This window comes from Pseudomonas sp. D1-36 (genome assembly GCF_051132205.1).
Classification (GTDB): Bacteria; Pseudomonadota; Gammaproteobacteria; order Pseudomonadales; family Pseudomonadaceae; genus Aquipseudomonas.
This window is the reverse complement of sequence record NZ_CP071674.1, coordinates 288032-304970: the sequence shown is the minus strand read 5'-3', so window position 1 is coordinate 304970 and position 16939 is coordinate 288032. Positions and strand designations below refer to the sequence as shown.

Genomic DNA, 16939 nt, shown 5'->3' with positions numbered 1-16939 from the left:
ATCCAGGCGTTTTGATGTCTCGTCTCCAGTCATTTGACGCGTTAAGGTGCGCCGTCGATCCATGAATCAGCAGATCAGACCAGCATAAGGCAGGATGCCCTTTGCACATTAACCAAGGAGAAAATCATGTTGAAGAAACTGACGTTACCTACCGTCCTGATCACAAGCCTCTTGCTAGGCGCGTGCATGAGGCTGCCCGAAGTGCCACCAATGCTTTCTGGAGTGGAAATGCCAATTGTAGTTCCCGCGGCCTCGTTACCTTACGCTCACCACTCATCTCGATAATCAAAAGAGACTTGATAGTCATACAGCGTTAGATTTAGAACATGTTCAAAATGGGGCTGTAATATCTCAGCCCATTTGTCATCAACATTAAATCCACCCACGTTAATGTTGTTTTCTACAGGCACCCCCAGCTCAACAAGCACCCGTGAATCGTCGCCAAAATCCTGTGAATATTCGCGCCCTTCGCCTAGCTCGGTTTCTTTGTCATACCAACTTAGTTTTAGCTTTAGACCCATTTTTTTCTCACAAATATTTTTTAATATTACGATTCGGTTTCGGACGATCTAGTTGCTCGCCCGTTAAATAGTCAAACGAACCTAGATGGCTTCCATCACTAGCACGGTATGCCTCCAACTCACCGTGCATGAAATCCCACTCATAAATAGTTCTTTTTTTGGAATCGGTCCACCGTTCGCGAAAACCGCCCCCACCTTGACGAGGGGTCTTTTGTTTGGCGATCTTCAAGTCAGCAAATCCAGTAATCTCCTCTGTCTTTGGTGCCCGATGGTAATCATGCCCTGCCTCCGGCAACCCTTTGCGCCGAACACTCAAAACTATATATAACGGCGAAACCCCAGAGCCCACCGGAAACACAAGAATGAAATCCTTGTATTCCGGTGGATAAATCGGATTGACGATAATGCTGTCCGCCATGGGTGTCGGCGGGAAGATCCAGATACGCGGCGCCTGTGGCGCAGCCTCCAAAGCTGGGATGCCCAACGTCGCGCAAGGGTCCACCGCCGGCGTCCAGATCAACTCGACCCCATCGCCAAAATCTGCCACTTGCTGCTCGCCATGCGCCTGGAATGTCACCACCGGGATCATCTCCCAGTCGCGTCTTGACTGGGTGTTGTAGCCATACCCTTTCAGCGTCCCGTCGGCCTGGGTTTCGACATGTAGGCGAACCCGGCTGCGCGCTTTTTCAAGGGACCTTAGTTGCTCTTCGGTGTACAGCGAACCATCGCCCAGGTTCGAAGGCATCAGCAGCCCCACCAACCCCACCAGCGCGCCGGCCGCCACGGGTGCCGTGACCGTCGCGCCAGCGCCAAGGGAGGCCAAAGCGGTCCCACCCAGTGCGAGCGTGCCAAAACTCGCCGGTAACGCTCCGCTGATGGTCTTCAGCGGTACGCAGCCTGACGCGTCAACCTCCCGACCGCCCAACAATTTGAACGCACCATAGGCGCTCAGCAGTTCCGTCGGGATGTAACCGGTTGGATTGTGATAGTCGATGATTGCATCGGGCAGTTCGCAGGATTTGGCGAACACACAGCCCTTGATGCTCGGTGCATCCCTCTGGCTTGTCTGGCCCAGCCGCTGGCTCATGTATTCCTCTTGCCGAACGAGCATGTCCTCATGGGCTTTAAAATCGGCGTCTCTTTTTGCCAGCTCGCCCGGGGTCATGTCCCGCAGGACTCTGTAGCGCCTTTCGCCACCGCGGTACTCCCAGACCTGAGGGATATCGCTTTTACCTTTCGCCATGCTTCGTCCTTGCTCGGTCAGCGCCGGCTCAATACAAGCGGCGCGGCGAACCTTACCGAGTAAGCAAGGAATTGATCACCAGACGGTTCCGAGACCGACGTGAGACTTTTCTTTTTGTTGGGATACGATTTCGCCCTCTACTTTCCAGGGATAAACAGGCGCGGGAAGAAAAATAGTCACCCACAAAAAAGCCGCCCTTAAAGGGCGGCTTTCTCATGTATCGGCAAGCCTTACAGCTGTGGACCTGCCGCCTTGATCGCATCGCTCACTTCGAACTTCTTGAAGTTTTCGATGAACAGACCGGCCAATGCCTTGGCCGCTTCGTCGTAGGCGGCCTTGTCGGCCCAGGTATTGCGTGGGTTCAACAGGCCAGTCTCGACGCCTGGGACGGCCAGCGGCACGTCCAGGTTGATGATGTCCAGGTGTTCGGTTTCAGCACCGATCAGCGCGCCGCTCTGGATCGCTGCGATCACCGCACGGGTGGTCGGGATGTTGAAGCGCTTGCCGACGCCGTAGCCGCCGCCGGTCCAGCCGGTGTTGACCAGGTAGACCTTGGAGCCGAAACCACGGATGCGCTTGATCAGCAGCTCAGCGTATTCACCGGCTGGACGCGGGAAGAACGGCGCGCCGAAGCAGGTGGAGAAAGTCGACTTGATGCCGCTGCCCGAACCCATTTCGGTCGAGCCCACCAGTGCGGTGTAGCCGGACAGGAAGTGGTAGGCGGCTTGTTCTTCGCTGAGGATCGACACAGGTGGCAGTACGCCGGTCAGGTCGCAGGTCAGGAAGATCACGGCGTTTGGCTCGCCACCGAGGTTTTTTGGTGCGCGTTTTTCGATCAGCTCACGCGGGTAGGCGGCGCGGCTGTTCTGGGTCAGGCTGTCGTCGGCATAGTCGGCTTTCTTGGTGACCGGATCCAGGACCACGTTTTCCAGTACGGCACCGTGCTGGATGGCTTTCCAGATGACCGGCTCGTTCTTCTCAGACAGGTCGATGCACTTGGCATAGCAACCGCCTTCGATGTTGAAGACCACGCCCACGCCCCAACCGTGCTCGTCGTCACCGATCAGGTAGCGGCTTTCATCGGCGGACAGGGTGGTCTTGCCAGTGCCCGACAGGCCGAAGAACAGGGTCACGTCGCCTTCTTCGCCCATGTTCGCGGCGCAGTGCATCGGCAGCACGTCGGCGGCCGGCAGCAGGAAGTTCTGCACGGAGAACAGGGCTTTCTTCATCTCGCCGGCATAGCGCATGCCTGCAATCAGCACTTTCTTGGCCACGAAGTTGATGATCACGGTACCGTCGGAGTTGGTGCCGTCGCGCTCAGGCTCGCAGACGAAGTTCGGCGCGTTGAGGATCTGCCATTCGTCCTTGCCGCCGGCGTTGTATTGCTCGGGGTTGATGAACAGGCAGCGGCCGAACAGGTTGTGCCAGGCAGTCTCGGTGGTCATCTTGACCGGCAGGTAGTGCGCAGGATCGGAACCTACATGCACGTGGGAGACAAAACGCTCGCGCTCGCCCAGGTAGGCTGCGACGCGGTTCCACAAGGCATCGAACTTGTCAGCCGGGAACTTGCGGTTGATCGGGCCCCAGGCAATGGCGTGCTGGGTGGTTGGCTCTTCCACAATGAAACGGTCCACTGGCGAACGACCGGTACGATGACCGGTACGTACAACCAGCGCGCCAGTATCGGCAAGCTCGCCTTCACCGCGATTCAGGGCTTCTTTAACCAGATCATCGACACTCAGATCGGTGTACACGGCGTTATTGGCTTGCGTCATGAGATTCCCCGTCGGCCCGTGGCCGAGTGCTCCAAACGTTTTGTAGTAGGAAGTCGCGCACTACTACCCGAAAAAAGTGGGCCGGATTATGCCAGAAAAGCCCAAAAAGAGTAGGGCCCTCCCGTCAGTACGGCGTAAATCCGGCGTTTGCCAGGAGATTTACCTGCGCTGAACCGATTTAGTGACGAGTATCTGACGGTGTGTCGACACCCGCACCGGCGAACAATTGGGCGATGTCCGCGGCATCGAACAGGTAGCGCTCATTGCAAAACTGGCAATCGATTTCGATGGCGCCGCCATGCTCGATCACCAATTGCTGCGCATCTTCCAGACCCAGACTGACCAACGCATTGCCGGAACGTTCACGGGAGCAACTGCATTTGAAGCGTAACGGCTGGCCTTCGAACAGGCGAACCTGTTCTTCGTGGTAGAGGCGATGCAGGATGGTTTCGTTGTCCAGGCCCAGCAGCTCATCGGCGCTCAAGGTGCTGGCGAGAGCGGTGACGTGTTGCCAGCTGGCATCACGTTCTTCCGAATCACGAATGCGGTCGGCCGGCAATTGCTGCAACAGCAGGCCGCGGGCACGCCGCCCGTCGGCGTACAGCCAGAAGCGTGTGTTGGTCTGCTGGGACATGACGAAGTAGTTGGTGAAGCACTCGGCCAGCGTTGCGCCGTCGAGATCGACAATGCCTTGGTAGCGCTTGCCATGGCTCGGGTCGACCGTCAGGGCCAAAACACCATTGGGCATCAGGTCGGAGAGTGTCGCGTCGGGGGCGATCTGCTCGGCGTGATAACGGGCCAGGCCTCGGATCTCACGCTCGCTCGAACACTCGATCATCAACAATGGCACCGGGCCTTCGGAACGGGCCTGGAGAATCAACAAGCCATCGAATTTCAAGGTACCCACCAGCAGCGCCGCGGCGGCCATCAACTCGCCGAGCAACTGCGCGACCGGCTCCGGATAGGGGTGCTTGGCGAGGACTTCGGCGTAGCTACGCTCCAACGCTACCAGCTCGCCACGGGCGTCGCTGTCATCGAAGATGAAACGTTGGGTGTAGTCGGTATCCGGTAAATCAGTCATAGGAGTCTGGTTCTGAGGTGATGGCAATGGATGGCTGGCATTTTATGGGCATTCAGGATGGGTTCCAAGCAAGCCATGATTTTGCTTTGTGGGAAGACTGAACATCTATCCGCATGTGCAGCGCTGTTGTGGCGAGGGAGCTTGCTCCCGCTCGGTTGCGTAGCGACCGCAAGATTCTGGGGCCGCTACGCCCGAGGCGTCGGACCGGCCCAGCGGGAGCAAGCTCCCTCGCCACGGGCTACAGGTGTGGCCGATGCTTTACTCGCTGTTGCTCCCATGGAACTTGAACAGGTCTCGCCGTTGTTTCTTGCTGGGCTTGCCATCGGTGCTCACACCCAGGGCACCGGCCTTGCGTTGGGCGGCTGCCGCTTCGCGCTTGGCGACGCTGGCTTCGGTCTCGCGGTATAGCGTTTGAGCCTGCGGCGCGCCGCGACGCACGATGGACAACGCTTCGACGACCACCGTTTTTTCGTCGAAGCCTGTTCGAATGACGTATTCATCACCGATACGTGGCTCTTTGCCAGGCTTGCATCGTTCGCCCCGGTGATGGACCTTGCCGCTTTCAATGGCAGCCTTGGCCAAGGCACGGGTTTTATAGAATCGTGCCGCCCACAACCATTTATCGAGACGGACCTTGTCATCCTCTTCGCTTTTTTGTGCCACTTGGATTCCTCTTTCTAACCTATGGCTGGAACTGTACTACCGTTTTTGTCGGGCGCACGAATCCGTCCCGACGGATAGAATGCCCGCCGAACCGCCTGTCCGCATGGCATGCGTCGGCATCGGTTACACATGCAAACAAGTACGTAGATAACTGTCGTCATTTTGTGATTATTCTGCGTGAATACCGCGATTCGCGGGGCCCGCAATCCGATGCGCCAATTTCAGGTTGTTTTTATTGAAGACTTTCGACCATCTGACCGTTGTCGGTCTGCGCGAGTGGGTGGCGCTCCCTGATCTGGGAGTCGCCGGGCTACGGGCAAAAATCGACACCGGCGCCAGCACCTCGAGCCTGCACGCCACCGACATCGAGCCATTCGAGCGTGACGGCGAAAAATGGGTGCGCTTCACCGCGCACCTCGGCACCGTCGTGCAACTGCGCCATCGCCGCTGCGAAGCACCCTTGGTGGCGCGCAAGACCATCAAGAGCTCCAACGGCCACGCCCAGGTCCGCTATGTGATCAGCACCACGCTGGCGTTGGGCGATCGGTTCTGGCGGGTCGAATTCACCCTCGCCTGCCGCAAATCCATGCGTTATCGCCTGTTGCTGGGTTCCAAGGCCTTGATCGACGGCCAGTTGGTGGTCAATCCAGGCATCAAATACGTTCAAGACAAGCCGGCATTCCCGGTATCCACTACCTCTGCCACAGGTGTTGCATGAAGATCGCTGTGCTGTCGCGAAACCCGCGTCTGTATTCCACCCGCCGCCTGGTCGAGGCCGGGACCGAGCGTGGCCATGAAATGGTGGTGATCGATACCCTGCGCGCCTACATGAACATTGCCAGCCACAAGCCGCAAATCCATTACCGCGGCAAGCCGCTGGAAGGCTTCGATGCGGTGATCCCGCGTATCGGCGCGTCGGTGACCTTCTACGGTTGCGCGGTATTGCGCCAGTTCGAAATGATGGGGGTGTATCCCCTCAATGAGTCCGTTGCGATTGCCCGCTCGCGAGACAAGCTGCGCTCGCTGCAATTGCTGTCTCGGCGTGGCATCGGCTTGCCCGTGACCGGCTTCGCCCACTCTCCAGATGACATTCCCGACCTGATCGCCATGGTCAATGGCGCGCCTCTGGTTATCAAGGTATTGGAGGGCACCCAGGGCATTGGCGTGGTGCTGTGCGAAACCGCAACGGCGGCGGAGTCGGTGATCGAAGCATTCATGGGCCTGAAGCAGAACATCATGGTCCAGGAATACATCAAGGAAGCCGGGGGCGCGGACATTCGTTGCTTCGTGGTCGGCGACAAAGTAATCGCGTCGATGAAGCGCCAGGCCAAGCCAGGGGAGTTTCGCTCCAACCTGCATCGCGGCGGCAGCGCAAGCCTGATCAAGATCACGCCGGAAGAGCGTATGACCGCCCTGCGTGCAGCCAAGGTCATGGGGCTGGCGGTGGCTGGCGTGGACATCCTGCGCTCCAATCACGGGCCGCTGGTGATGGAAGTCAACTCCTCGCCAGGCCTGGAAGGCATCGAGACCACCACCAGCAAGAACGTGGCAGGGATCATCATCGAGCACCTGGAGAAAAACGGCGGGCCGAACATGACCCGGACCAAGGGCAAGGGGTAATCCATTTATAAATTACTGTGGGAGCGAGCTTGCTCGCGATGACGGTGTGTCAGCCAACATAAATTTGGCTGAGCCACCGCATCGCGAGCAAGCTCGCTCCCACAGGTTTTGCGCCTTCCGAGCGATTCCGCTACACCGCATCCCGAGGCAACATCAAGCCCAACGGCAGCCGCACCCGCGCTTCCAGTCCGCCGCCCACGCGATTGCGCAGCTCGACGTTGCCGCCGTGCATCGAGGCGATGCGCTTGACGATCGCCAGGCCCAGTCCCGTGCCCTTTCCCCCCCGGGCGCGATCGCCTCGTGTGAACGGATTGAAAATGGCCTCCAATTCCGACGGATCGATGCCGGCGCCTCGGTCCATGACGCTCAGCACGACGTAGGGCGCGCTGGTATCGCCCGAAACGTAGGCGGCCACTTCCACACCTGTGCCTGCATGGTTCAGGGCGTTGCCGATCAGGTTGTTCAGCAGGCGCTTCATCGATACGCGACGTAGCGGGAACGGCTGGATCGGCTCCAGGCGCAGGTGGACCTTCTCTTCGTTCTGGTTATAGGGTGCAGCCACCTCCCGAACCAGGTCGCTGAGATCGACTTCTTCCACCGACTCATCACGACCGTCGCGAATGAATGCCAGGAACTGGTCAAGAATCGCGTCCATGTCTTCGATATCGCGGACCATTTCATCAGTCAGGTCGGTGTGCTCGCCCATCAACTCCAGCGATAACCGCAACCGGGTCAGGGGCGTGCGCAAGTCATGGGAGACCCCTGCAAGCATCAGCTCACGCTCGCGTCCGGCCTGCTCGACATCCTCGGCCATCTGGTTGAAGGCGCGGTACACCTCGGTCATCTCGCTGGGCGTATCGCTGATCGGCAACCGTACACTACGCCCCTGGCCCAATTGCCGGGCGGCGTACACGAGGCGTTTGAGCGGTTGGTTGAGCTGGCTGACGAAGATCCACGCCGAAGCCGTCGAAAGCAGGCCGATCGCCAGGAACCAGCCCAGCACGTTCCAGATCTTCTGGCCCCGCAATGGATGGGGGTACAGCGGAACCTTCAGCCAACCATCCCCAAGGCTTGGAGCGCGCACCCACAATGCCGGCGGCGAGTGCATGCGCAATCGCACCTCGGTGTCGGCGCCCAACTCGGCCTGCATCTGCCGCTGATAGATCTCGCTGTATGGCCAGTGCTGCTCGCCTTCCGGCACGCCGGCTCCGACCACCCGGATCAATGTTGCCGCCTCGGCAATCTTTGCTCGATTGGTTTCGTCGGCCGCCCAGTAGGCCCGCAATGTCAAGGCAACGCCGTGACTGTATTGGCGGTCCACCAGCACGTCTTCGTTCATCAGCAGGTAGACCAACGTCAGCGCCTTGGAAAAAAGCACGACGATGAGCACCAGCCAGAGGGTGCGGGAAAAGAAACTCTGGGGGAACCAAACGGGGGTTTTCATGAATAGCCGCTACACACTTGCAGGAGCGAGCGATGCTCGCACAATGACGGACCGCGAGTCGCCTGGAAAAGACTTCAATCAACCAGGCTTCCCGCTCCTACAAATCGCCGATCACTTGCTGGCGGCGCCATCCGGCACGAATACGTAGCCTACGCCCCAGACGGTCTGGATATAACGCGGCTTGGATGGATCGGGCTCGATCATCCGGCGCAAGCGGGAAATCTGCACGTCGATGGAACGCTCCAGCGCATCCCATTCCCGGCCACGGGCCAAATTCATCAGCTTGTCTCGGGTCAGCGGCTGGCGAGCGTTCATCACCAAAGCCTTGAGGACCGCGAACTCACCGGTGGTGAGCATGTGTACCTCGTCGCCGCGCTTGAGCTCGCGGGTGGCCAGCGACAGTTCATAGTCGCCGAAGGTGACGCTTTCGTCTTCGCTGCCCGGCGCGCCCGGCACCGGCGCCGACTGGCGACGCAAGACCGCCTTGACCCGCGCCATCAGCTCGTCCGGATTGAACGGCTTGGCCAGGTAATCGTCGGCGCCCAGTTCAAGGCCCTTGATACGGCTCAGCTCGTCGCCCTTGGCGGTCAGCATGATGATCGGGATCTGGTTGTTCGCGCCGCGCAGGCGACGACAGGCGGTCAAGCCGTCTTCACCGGGCAGCATCAGGTCGAGGACGACGAGGTTGAAAACCTCACGGGCCAACAGACGGTCCATTTGCTCCGTGTTCGGTACAGTGCGGGCTCGGTAACCCTTGCTGACGAAAAAGCGCTCCAGCAGGCTGCTCAGCCCTGGATCGTCGTCAACAATCAGAATTTTTTCGCCTTCAGCAGTTTGTGCGGTGCTGCTCATAGGAAGCTCCTTTGATCTCGGCGCGCATTATGGCCTAGCTGCCGTTGTGCGTACCGTGTGCATTGTTAGCAGATTTTTCGCCTATCTCCAGCAATCCGCTGATCAAGCCCACGGGCGCGACGCACCCTAACGGTGGAACGCTGGTTATAATGCGCGGCCTTTGTGCCAGGACAGGGCCGGATCGTTACACCGGCGAAACACTTTTTCCCCCTGGCCAGGCAGCATTTTTTTGATTTCACGGGTCAACAGGCAGCCTTTTGACCCAGGCAGCGGCGCACGCCAGGCCGCTCAACCAGTCTCGCCGAGCCCGGCTTCTGCGGTGGCGAGCCTGATTTCACAATTTGTCAGGTGGTTTTATGGACAGCATCAACAGCCGCATCGCCGAGGAACTCGGCGTCCGCCCACAACAGGTCGAAGCGGCCGTCGCGCTACTCGATGAAGGCTCCACGGTCCCTTTCATCGCCCGTTACCGGAAAGAAGTGACAGGCAGCCTCGATGACACTCAATTGCGTCATCTGGAAGAGCGCCTGCGCTACCTGCGTGAACTCGACGAACGGCGCATCAGCATCCTGGCGAGCATCCAGGAGCAGGGCAAGCTGACCCCGCAACTCGAACGCGACATCAAGCTGGCCGACACCAAGACCCGCCTCGAAGACTTGTACCTGCCCTACAAGCAAAAGCGCCGCACCAAGGGCCAGATCGCCCTGGAAGCCGGCCTCGGCGAGCTGGCCGACGGCCTGTTCAACGACCCGACCCTCGTCCCGGAAACCGAAGCCGCGCGTTTTATCGATGCGGAAAAAGGCGTGGCGGACGTAAAGGCCGCGCTGGAAGGCGCCAAGTACATCCTCATGGAGCGTTTCGCTGAAGACGCCAACCTGCTGGAAAAGCTGCGTAACTTCCTCAAGCAGGAGGCGACCCTCAGCGCCCGCGTCATCGCCGGCAAAGAGGAGGAAGGCGCCAAGTTCCGCGACTACTTCGAGCACGACGAACCGCTCAAGAGCATGCCGTCCCACCGTGCCCTGGCGATTTTCCGTGGCCGCAACGAAGGCATTCTCAGCTCCGCGCTGAAGGTCGGCGAAGAACTGCCCGGCACCATGCACCCGTGCGAAGGCATGATCGCCCAGCAATTCGGCATCCAGAACCAGAACCGCGCCGCCGACACATGGCTGGCCGAGGTGGTGCGCTGGACCTGGAAGGTCAAGCTCTATACCCACCTGGAAACCGACTTGCTCGGTGAGTTGCGCGATAACGCCGAGACCGAGGCGATCAACGTATTCGCCCACAACCTGCACGACCTGCTGTTGGCCGCGCCGGCCGGCCCCCGCGCCACTCTGGGCCTGGACCCGGGCCTGCGCACCGGTTGCAAGGTAGCGGTCGTCGATTCAACCGGTAAGTTGCTGGACCACGCCACGGTCTACCCGCACGTGCCGCACAACAAATGGGACCAGACCCTCGCGGTGCTCGCCGCCCTGTGCGCCAAGCATTCGGTGGACCTGATCGCTATCGGCAACGGCACCGCCAGCCGCGAGACCGACAAGCTGGCAGCGGAACTGATCAAGAAATACCCGGCCATGAAAATGACCAAGGTCATGGTCTCCGAAGCCGGTGCTTCTGTTTATTCGGCGTCGGAACTGGCTTCGAAGGAATTCCCGGACCTGGACGTGTCGATCCGTGGCGCGGTGTCGATCGCCCGTCGCCTGCAGGACCCACTGGCGGAACTGGTGAAGATCGATCCGAAATCCATCGGTGTCGGTCAATACCAGCACGACGTGTCCCAACTGAAACTGGCCCGTGGCCTGGACGCCGTGGTGGAGGATTGCGTGAACGCCGTGGGTGTGGACGTGAACACCGCTTCGGTGGCACTGCTGGCGCGGATTTCCGGCCTGAACGCGACACTCGCGCAGAACATTGTCACCCACCGTGACGAACATGGCGCGTTCAAGACCCGCGCCGCGTTGAAGAAAGTCCCGCGCCTGGGTGAAAAAACCTTCGAACAAGCCGCCGGCTTCCTGCGCGTCATGAACGGCGACAACCCGCTCGACTCCTCGGCGGTCCACCCGGAAGCGTATCCGCTGGTGCAACGCATCGCCGCCCAGACCGACCGCGACATCCGCTCGCTGATCGGCGACGCCGCGTTCCTCAAGCGCCTGGACCCGAAGAAATTCACCGACGAAACCTTCGGCCTGCCCACCGTGACCGACATTCTGCAAGAGCTGGAGAAGCCGGGCCGCGACCCGCGTCCGGAGTTCAAGACCGCCGAATTCCAGGAAGGCGTCGAAGACCTCAAGGACTTGCAACCGGGCATGATCCTCGAAGGCGTGGTCACCAACGTGACCAACTTCGGCGCGTTCGTTGATATCGGCGTGCACCAGGACGGCCTGGTACACATCTCGGCACTGTCGGAAAAATTCATCAAGGACCCGCGCGAAGCCGTGAAGGCCGGCGACGTGGTGAAAGTGAAGGTCATGGAAGTCGATATCCCGCGCAAACGCGTTGGCCTGTCGATGCGCATGAGTGACACGCCGGGTGAGAAGGTCGACGGTGCCCGCGGTGCTCGCCCAGGCGCCGCCCCACGCCAGTCGCAGAACACCGCGCCCCGCAAGGAAACCGCCACGGCGGCCCCGGCGAACAACGCCATGGCCTCGCTGTTCGCCAACGCCAAGCAATTGAAGAAACGCTGATGGACGCGCCAGCCGGGTTGGTGGAGAGCGCGTTTTTCAAGCTGCTCGGCTGCCGTTTGCACAGCCTTGGGGACGGGGTGGCGCAAGTCACCCTGGACCTGGCCCCCGAATTGCGTAATCGCGGCGGCAAGCTGCACGGTGGCGCGCTGTTCAGCCTGGTGGACATCGCCATGGGCCTGGCCTGCTCCAGTGTCCATGGCTTCGACCAGCAGTCTGCGACCATCGAATGCAAGATCAACTACATCCGCGCCGTGTCCGACGGCGAGGTGTTGTGCACCGCCCGGGTCATCCACCCGGGCCGGCGCACATTGGTGGTCGAGGCCGATGTGATGCAAGGCGACAAGCTGGTCGCAAAAGCGCAAGGCACGTTCGCTGTCCTATAGCTCCTGGTCATCGATTTGAGTTAATTTCGACGCCACGAATGCGGTGTCGGGCTTTCCTGTGGGAGCGAGCTTGCTCGCGATGGCGATGGACCTGTCACATTTAGTTGACTGATATACCGCTATCGCGAGCAAGCTCGCTCCCACGAGGGACGGCGGCGATCTTCTTTGACCGTATGTAAACCAGGCGAAAACGCCAGTTTTAACTTCACCCTTGTAGACCGTCTTGCCCACCCCCATATTGGGGCGACTGACGCGTGAAGGAATTCAACTTGAGCGACCTTTTAAACCGCCGCCTGGCCCTGCTCGGCGAGCGCGCCAACCTCTCCCTGCTCGAGCAGTGCCTGCACGGTATCGAACGTGAATGCCTGCGTGTCACCGACAACGGGCGCCTGGCGCAGACGCCGCACCCGCAAGCCCTGGGCTCGGCGCTGACCAACGAACAGATCACCACCGACTATTCCGAGTCGCTGCTGGAATTCATCACGCCGGCCCTGGCCAACCCGGCTGATACCCTGCGCAGCCTCGACAGGATCCACCGGTTTGTCTACAGCAAGCTCGGCGACGAATACCTGTGGAGCCCTTCGATGCCGTGTCCGCTGCCGGCTGAGGAGGAGATTCCGATCGCCTATTACGGCACCTCGAACATCGGTCGGCTCAAGTATGTCTATCGCAAGGGTCTGGCCCTGCGTTACGGCAAGACCATGCAATGCATCGCCGGGATCCACTACAACTTTTCCCTGCCGGAAAAGCTCTGGCCCCTGCTGCGCCAGGACGAAGCCAGCGATCTGAGCGACCGGGATTTCCAGTCGTCGGCCTATATCGCCCTGATCCGCAATTTCCGGCGCTACAGCTGGCTATTGATGTACCTGTTCGGCGCCTCGCCGGCCCTCGACGCCGGTTTCCTGCGTGGCCGACCGCATCAGCTGGAACAATTGGACCCGGACACCTTGTACCTGCCCTATGCCACCAGCCTGCGCATGAGCGACCTGGGTTACCAGAGCAACGCCCAGGCCGGCCTGACGCCTTGCTACAACGACCTGGCAAGCTACACCGATAGCCTGCGCAAGGCTGTGGCAACGCCGTATGCGCCGTATGTCGAGATTGGCACTCACCAGAACGGCGAATGGGTGCAGCTCAACACCAACATCCTGCAGATCGAAAACGAGTACTACTCCAACATCCGCCCCAAGCGCGTGACCTACACCGGGGAGCGACCGATCCAGGCGCTGATGGCCCGTGGCATCCAGTACGTCGAAGTACGTTGCCTGGACATCAACCCGTTCTTGCCGATGGGCATCGACCTGACCGAATCGCGGTTCCTCGATGCGTTCCTCTTGTATTGCGGCCTCGACGACAGCCCGCAATTGGAAAACAACGAGTGCAGCAACGCCACCAGCAACTTCCTGACGGTGGTCAAGGAAGGCCGCAAGCCAGGCCTGCAATTGCAGCGCCAGGGTGAATCGGTGGACATGCAAGCCTGGGCCCTGGAATTGCTGGACAAGATCGCCCCGCTGGCGGCACTGCTCGACCAAAGCCAAGGTGGTGATGACCACCGCCAGGCGCTGGACGCCCAACTGGCAAAAGTCCGCGACCCATTCCTCACGCCATCCGCCCGGGTACTGGCGGCCATGGCCGAACACAAGGAAAGCTTCGCCCAGTTCTCCCTGCGCCAGAGCAAGGCCCACGCCGAGTTTTTCCGCGCAGAGCCACTGTCGGCCGATGAAATAATTGCCTTCGAGGAAAATGCTCGGCGATCCCTGGTCCAGCAAACCGAGTTGGAGCAGAACGAAGTGGGTGATTTCGACGTGTTCGTGGGGTCGTACCAGGCGAGCATTCTAGCGATCAGTAACTGATTCGCCGCTGGCAAGAACATTCTGTGGCGAGGGAGCTTGCTTCCTTGCCACAGGGGTTTCGTGGCTTCTCGATAGACTTTTTCGCAGATAAGCTAATGCGAAAAAGTTATTTATTTTATAGTTCTTAGATCATTTAGTCTCCTCCAACGCCGACTCTCCGGCGGCTGGTTGAGGAGCTTTACCATGTCTTTGAGTTTCCCCCTTCGCCTTCTCGCAGCCGCCTCCCTGGCCGCGGCGAGTTTTTTCGCACAGGCAACCGACCTGACCGTCGCCTACCAGACCACCGTGGACCCGGCGAAAGTCGCCCAAGCCGATGGCGCGTATGAAAAAGCCACCCAGGCCAAGATCGCCTGGCGCAAGTTCGACAACGGCGCCGATATCATCGCCGCCATCGCCTCGGGCGATGTGCAGATCGGCTACCTCGGCTCCAGCCCGCTGACCGCCGCGATCACTCGTAAGGTGCCAGTAGAAACATTCCTCATCGCGACGCAGATCGGCGCCGCCGAAGCCTTGGTGGCCCGTGACGGCTCCGGCATCAAGACCCCGCAAGACCTGATCGGCAAGAAGATCGCCGTGCCGTTTGTTTCCACCGGCCATTACAGCCTGCTCGCCGCGCTGAAACACTGGAATATCGACCCATCGAAAGTCACCGTGCTCAACCTCGCCCCACCGGCCATCATCGCGGCGTGGAAACGCGGCGACATCGACGCCACCTACGTCTGGGACCCAGCCCTGGGCGTGGCCAAGGAAAACGGCAAGGTGCTGATTACCTCTGCGGAACTGGCGCAATTTGGCGCACCGACCTTCGACGCATGGATCGTGCGCAAGGACTTCGCCCAGCAGCACCCTGAAATCGTCACGGCTTTCGCAAAAGTCACCCTGGATGCCTATGCCCAATACCGCAAGGACCCACTAGCCTGGCTGGCCGATGCGTCCAACATCGACAAGCTGGTGAAGCTATCCGGGGCCAAGGCCAGCGATATCCCGCTGTTGTTGCAAGGCAACGTATTCCCCCTGGCCGCAGACCAGGTGCTGAGCCTCGGCGCCCCAACCACCCAGGCGATAACCAACACCGCCGCGTTCCTCAAGGAGCAAGGCAAGGTCGAAGCCGTACTGCCGGATTACGCACCGTACGTCAGCGCCAAGTACATCACTCGCTGATCAAAAAGGAGACACCGAAATGGCCTTGCTACAGCTGGAGCGCATCAGCGCACAGTACCCCGGCGCCACGAAACCGGTACTGGCGGATATTTCGTTGACCCTGGGTCCACAGCAGTTGCTGGTCGCCCTCGGGCCATCCGGCAGTGGCAAGACGTCGTTGCTGAACCTGATTGCCGGGTTCGTCGAGCCCAGCGCCGGGCAAATCACCTTGGACGGCGTGCCAGTGTCAGGCCCGGGCGCCGAACGTGGCGTGGTGTTCCAGGACGATGCGTTGCTGCCTTGGCAGGACGTGCTGGCAAACGTCGGGTTTGGCCTGGAACTGGCCGGGGTCGCGAGAGAAAAACGCGAGGCTCGCGCCCGGGAAATGCTTGCCTTGGTGGACCTGGCCGGGTTCGAAAAGCGTCGCGTCTGGCAGCTGTCTGGCGGTCAGAAGCAACGCGTCGGCCTGGCCCGCGCGCTGGCGGCCGATCCACGGGTAATGTTGATGGACGAACCGTTCGGAGCCCTGGACGCCTTCACCCGCGAGCAGATGCAGGAACTGCTGCTGCAGGTCTGGCAGCGCACCGCCAAACCGGTGTTCCTGATTACCCACGACATCGAAGAAGCCGTGTTCCTGGCGACCGACCTGATTTTGCTGGCGCCCGATCCCGGGCGGATCGTCGAGCGGCTGAGCCTGGATTTCGGCCACCGCTACGGCGCTGGCGAATCGGCCCGGTCGATCAAGTCCGATCCACGCTTCATCGAGACCCGCGAGCACGTGCTCGCCAGAGTGTTTTCCCAACGCAGCGCCACTCGACAACAGGAGCGCGCATGAGCAGCTATGAAATTCCAGCCGTGGCCGGCGATGCCGTGAATTCGCACGCGGCCGCACCCGCTCGACGCAGGCTGAGCACACGCTGGATCAGCGGCCTGACATTGGTGGTGTTGCTGTTTCTCTGGTGGGCGATCACCGCCACCGGGCTGATCGAACCGCTGTTCCTGCCGCCGCCCTCCGCCGTGCTGCAGAAGGGTTGGCTGCTGGCAACCAGCGGCTACATGGACTCGACACTCTGGCAACACCTGGGCGCAAGCCTCGGCCGGATTGGCCTGGGCCTGTTGTTCGCGGTGCTGACAGCGGTGCCGGTGGGCATCGCCATCGGCGCCAATCGTATTGCCCGTGGCGTGCTCGATCCGCTGATCGAATTCTATCGGCCGATCCCTCCCCTGGCTTACTTGCCGCTGATCGTGATCTGGTGCGGCATCGGCGAGCTGTCGAAAGTCCTGCTGATCTACCTGGCGATCTTCGCCCCGACCGCCATCGCTACGGCCACCGGCGTGCGCACCGTCGACCCGGCCAGATTGCGCGCCGCGCAGTCCCTGGGCGCCTCGCGGACGCAATTGATTCGTCATGTGATCGTACCCAGCGCCTTGCCCGACATTCTTACCGGCATTCGCATCGGCCTGGGCGTGGGTTGGTCGACGCTGGTCGCCGCTGAACTGATCGCAGCCACCAGTGGCCTGGGATTCATGGTGCAGTCGGCGGCGCAATTCCTGGTCACCGATGTCGTGGTTCTGGGAATCCTGGTGATCGCAGTGATCGCCTTCGCCATGGAGATGGGCCTGCGCGCCCTGCAACGCAAACTGGTGCCATGGCACGGCCAGGCTCACTGATACGCAATGACC

General features: G+C 60.5%; 15 protein-coding genes. 8 read left to right on the top strand and 7 right to left on the bottom strand.

Annotation, left to right across the window (positions count from 1 at the left end; translation table 11 throughout):
* Positions 1 to 266: 266 nt before the first annotated feature.
* The 5 genes from J3P76_RS01355 to J3P76_RS01335 form a co-directional block, all read right to left on the bottom strand.
* On the bottom strand, positions 267 to 521 hold the full coding sequence (locus J3P76_RS01355; protein WP_434651194.1) for a colicin E3-like toxin immunity protein: 255 nt from the start codon (positions 519 to 521) through the stop codon (positions 267 to 269).
* Positions 522 to 528: 7 nt separating this feature from the next.
* Positions 529 to 1764 (bottom strand): colicin E3/pyocin S6 family cytotoxin, encoded by a 1236-nt coding sequence (locus J3P76_RS01350; protein ID WP_434701433.1) that lies wholly within the window; start codon positions 1762 to 1764, stop codon positions 529 to 531.
* A 230-nt stretch (positions 1765 to 1994) separates the two neighbouring features.
* On the bottom strand, positions 1995 to 3539 hold the full coding sequence (locus tag J3P76_RS01345; protein WP_434701432.1) for a phosphoenolpyruvate carboxykinase: 1545 nt from the start codon (positions 3537 to 3539) through the stop codon (positions 1995 to 1997).
* A 178-nt stretch (positions 3540 to 3717) separates the two neighbouring features.
* The gene (gene hslO / locus J3P76_RS01340) at positions 3718 to 4620 is read right to left on the bottom strand and encodes an Hsp33 family molecular chaperone HslO (protein ID WP_420766431.1); all 903 of its coding nucleotides are present in this window, start codon (positions 4618 to 4620) and stop codon (positions 3718 to 3720) included.
* A 258-nt stretch (positions 4621 to 4878) separates the two neighbouring features.
* On the bottom strand, positions 4879 to 5283 hold the full coding sequence (locus tag J3P76_RS01335; protein WP_420766432.1) for an RNA-binding S4 domain-containing protein: 405 nt from the start codon (positions 5281 to 5283) through the stop codon (positions 4879 to 4881).
* 295 nt (positions 5284 to 5578) lie between these two features.
* On the opposite strand from J3P76_RS01335, the gene J3P76_RS01330 reads away from it, so the two are divergent.
* Both J3P76_RS01330 and rimK read left to right on the top strand, forming a co-directional pair.
* The gene (locus tag J3P76_RS01330) at positions 5579 to 6001 is read left to right on the top strand and encodes an ATP-dependent zinc protease family protein (protein ID WP_230633425.1); all 423 of its coding nucleotides are present in this window, start codon (positions 5579 to 5581) and stop codon (positions 5999 to 6001) included.
* A complete protein-coding gene (gene rimK, locus J3P76_RS01325) occupies positions 5998 to 6903 on the top strand; it encodes a 30S ribosomal protein S6--L-glutamate ligase (protein WP_215003541.1) in 906 nt (301 codons plus the stop codon). Before J3P76_RS01330 ends, rimK begins: the two co-directional genes overlap by 4 nt.
* Before the next feature lie 130 nt (positions 6904 to 7033).
* On the opposite strand, the gene J3P76_RS01320 is transcribed toward rimK, so the two are convergent.
* Positions 7034 to 8347 (bottom strand): ATP-binding protein, encoded by a 1314-nt coding sequence (locus J3P76_RS01320; RefSeq protein WP_039592640.1) that lies wholly within the window; start codon positions 8345 to 8347, stop codon positions 7034 to 7036.
* A gap of 111 nt (positions 8348 to 8458) precedes the next feature.
* Entirely contained in the window at positions 8459 to 9199 is a 741-nt protein-coding gene (ompR, locus tag J3P76_RS01315) for an osmolarity response regulator transcription factor OmpR (protein ID WP_003196691.1), read from the bottom strand.
* Positions 9200 to 9555: 356 nt separating this feature from the next.
* Here ompR and J3P76_RS01310 point away from each other — a divergent pair, with 356 nt between their 5' ends.
* The 6 genes from J3P76_RS01310 (at position 9556) to tauC (ending at position 16927) form a co-directional block, all read left to right on the top strand.
* The gene (locus tag J3P76_RS01310) at positions 9556 to 11880 is read left to right on the top strand and encodes a Tex family protein (RefSeq protein ID WP_434701431.1); all 2325 of its coding nucleotides are present in this window, start codon (positions 9556 to 9558) and stop codon (positions 11878 to 11880) included.
* Positions 11880 to 12263 (top strand): PaaI family thioesterase, encoded by a 384-nt coding sequence (locus J3P76_RS01305; protein WP_420766434.1) that lies wholly within the window; start codon positions 11880 to 11882, stop codon positions 12261 to 12263. Before J3P76_RS01310 ends, J3P76_RS01305 begins: the two co-directional genes overlap by 1 nt.
* 269 nt (positions 12264 to 12532) lie before the next feature.
* Positions 12533 to 14116: a glutamate--cysteine ligase gene (gene gshA, locus J3P76_RS01300; protein WP_434675733.1), complete on the top strand. Its 1584-nt coding sequence runs from the start codon at positions 12533 to 12535 to the stop codon at positions 14114 to 14116.
* A 183-nt stretch (positions 14117 to 14299) separates the two neighbouring features.
* A complete protein-coding gene (gene tauA / locus J3P76_RS01295) occupies positions 14300 to 15277 on the top strand; it encodes a taurine ABC transporter substrate-binding protein (protein ID WP_434701429.1) in 978 nt (325 codons plus the stop codon).
* A 19-nt stretch (positions 15278 to 15296) separates the two neighbouring features.
* Positions 15297 to 16091 (top strand): taurine ABC transporter ATP-binding subunit, encoded by a 795-nt coding sequence (gene tauB, locus J3P76_RS01290; protein ID WP_434701428.1) that lies wholly within the window; start codon positions 15297 to 15299, stop codon positions 16089 to 16091.
* A complete protein-coding gene (gene tauC, locus J3P76_RS01285; RefSeq protein ID WP_434701427.1) occupies positions 16088 to 16927 on the top strand; it encodes a taurine ABC transporter permease TauC in 840 nt (279 codons plus the stop codon). Before tauB ends, tauC begins: the two co-directional genes overlap by 4 nt.
* Positions 16928 to 16939: the final 12 nt, after the last annotated feature.

Excerpts from the sequence above, each read along its gene's own strand:
- J3P76_RS01355 (WP_434651194.1), bottom strand. The coding sequence starts at position 521 with ATGGGTCTAAAGCTAAAACTAAGTTGGTATGACAAAGAAACCGAGCTA.
- J3P76_RS01350 (WP_434701433.1), bottom strand. The coding sequence starts at position 1,764 with ATGGCGAAAGGTAAAAGCGATATCCCTCAGGTCTGGGAGTACCGCGGT.
- J3P76_RS01345 (WP_434701432.1), bottom strand. The coding sequence starts at position 3,539 with ATGACGCAAGCCAATAACGCCGTGTACACCGATCTGAGTGTCGATGAT.
- hslO (WP_420766431.1), bottom strand. The coding sequence starts at position 4,620 with ATGACTGATTTACCGGATACCGACTACACCCAACGTTTCATCTTCGAT.
- rimK (WP_215003541.1), top strand. The coding sequence starts at position 5,998 with ATGAAGATCGCTGTGCTGTCGCGAAACCCGCGTCTGTATTCCACCCGC.
- J3P76_RS01320 (WP_039592640.1), bottom strand. The coding sequence starts at position 8,347 with ATGAAAACCCCCGTTTGGTTCCCCCAGAGTTTCTTTTCCCGCACCCTC.
- ompR (WP_003196691.1), bottom strand. The coding sequence starts at position 9,199 with ATGAGCAGCACCGCACAAACTGCTGAAGGCGAAAAAATTCTGATTGTT.
- J3P76_RS01310 (WP_434701431.1), top strand. The coding sequence starts at position 9,556 with ATGGACAGCATCAACAGCCGCATCGCCGAGGAACTCGGCGTCCGCCCA.
- J3P76_RS01305 (WP_420766434.1), top strand. The coding sequence starts at position 11,880 with ATGGACGCGCCAGCCGGGTTGGTGGAGAGCGCGTTTTTCAAGCTGCTC.
- tauA (WP_434701429.1), top strand. The coding sequence starts at position 14,300 with ATGTCTTTGAGTTTCCCCCTTCGCCTTCTCGCAGCCGCCTCCCTGGCC.
- tauB (WP_434701428.1), top strand. The coding sequence starts at position 15,297 with ATGGCCTTGCTACAGCTGGAGCGCATCAGCGCACAGTACCCCGGCGCC.
- tauC (WP_434701427.1), top strand. The coding sequence starts at position 16,088 with ATGAGCAGCTATGAAATTCCAGCCGTGGCCGGCGATGCCGTGAATTCG.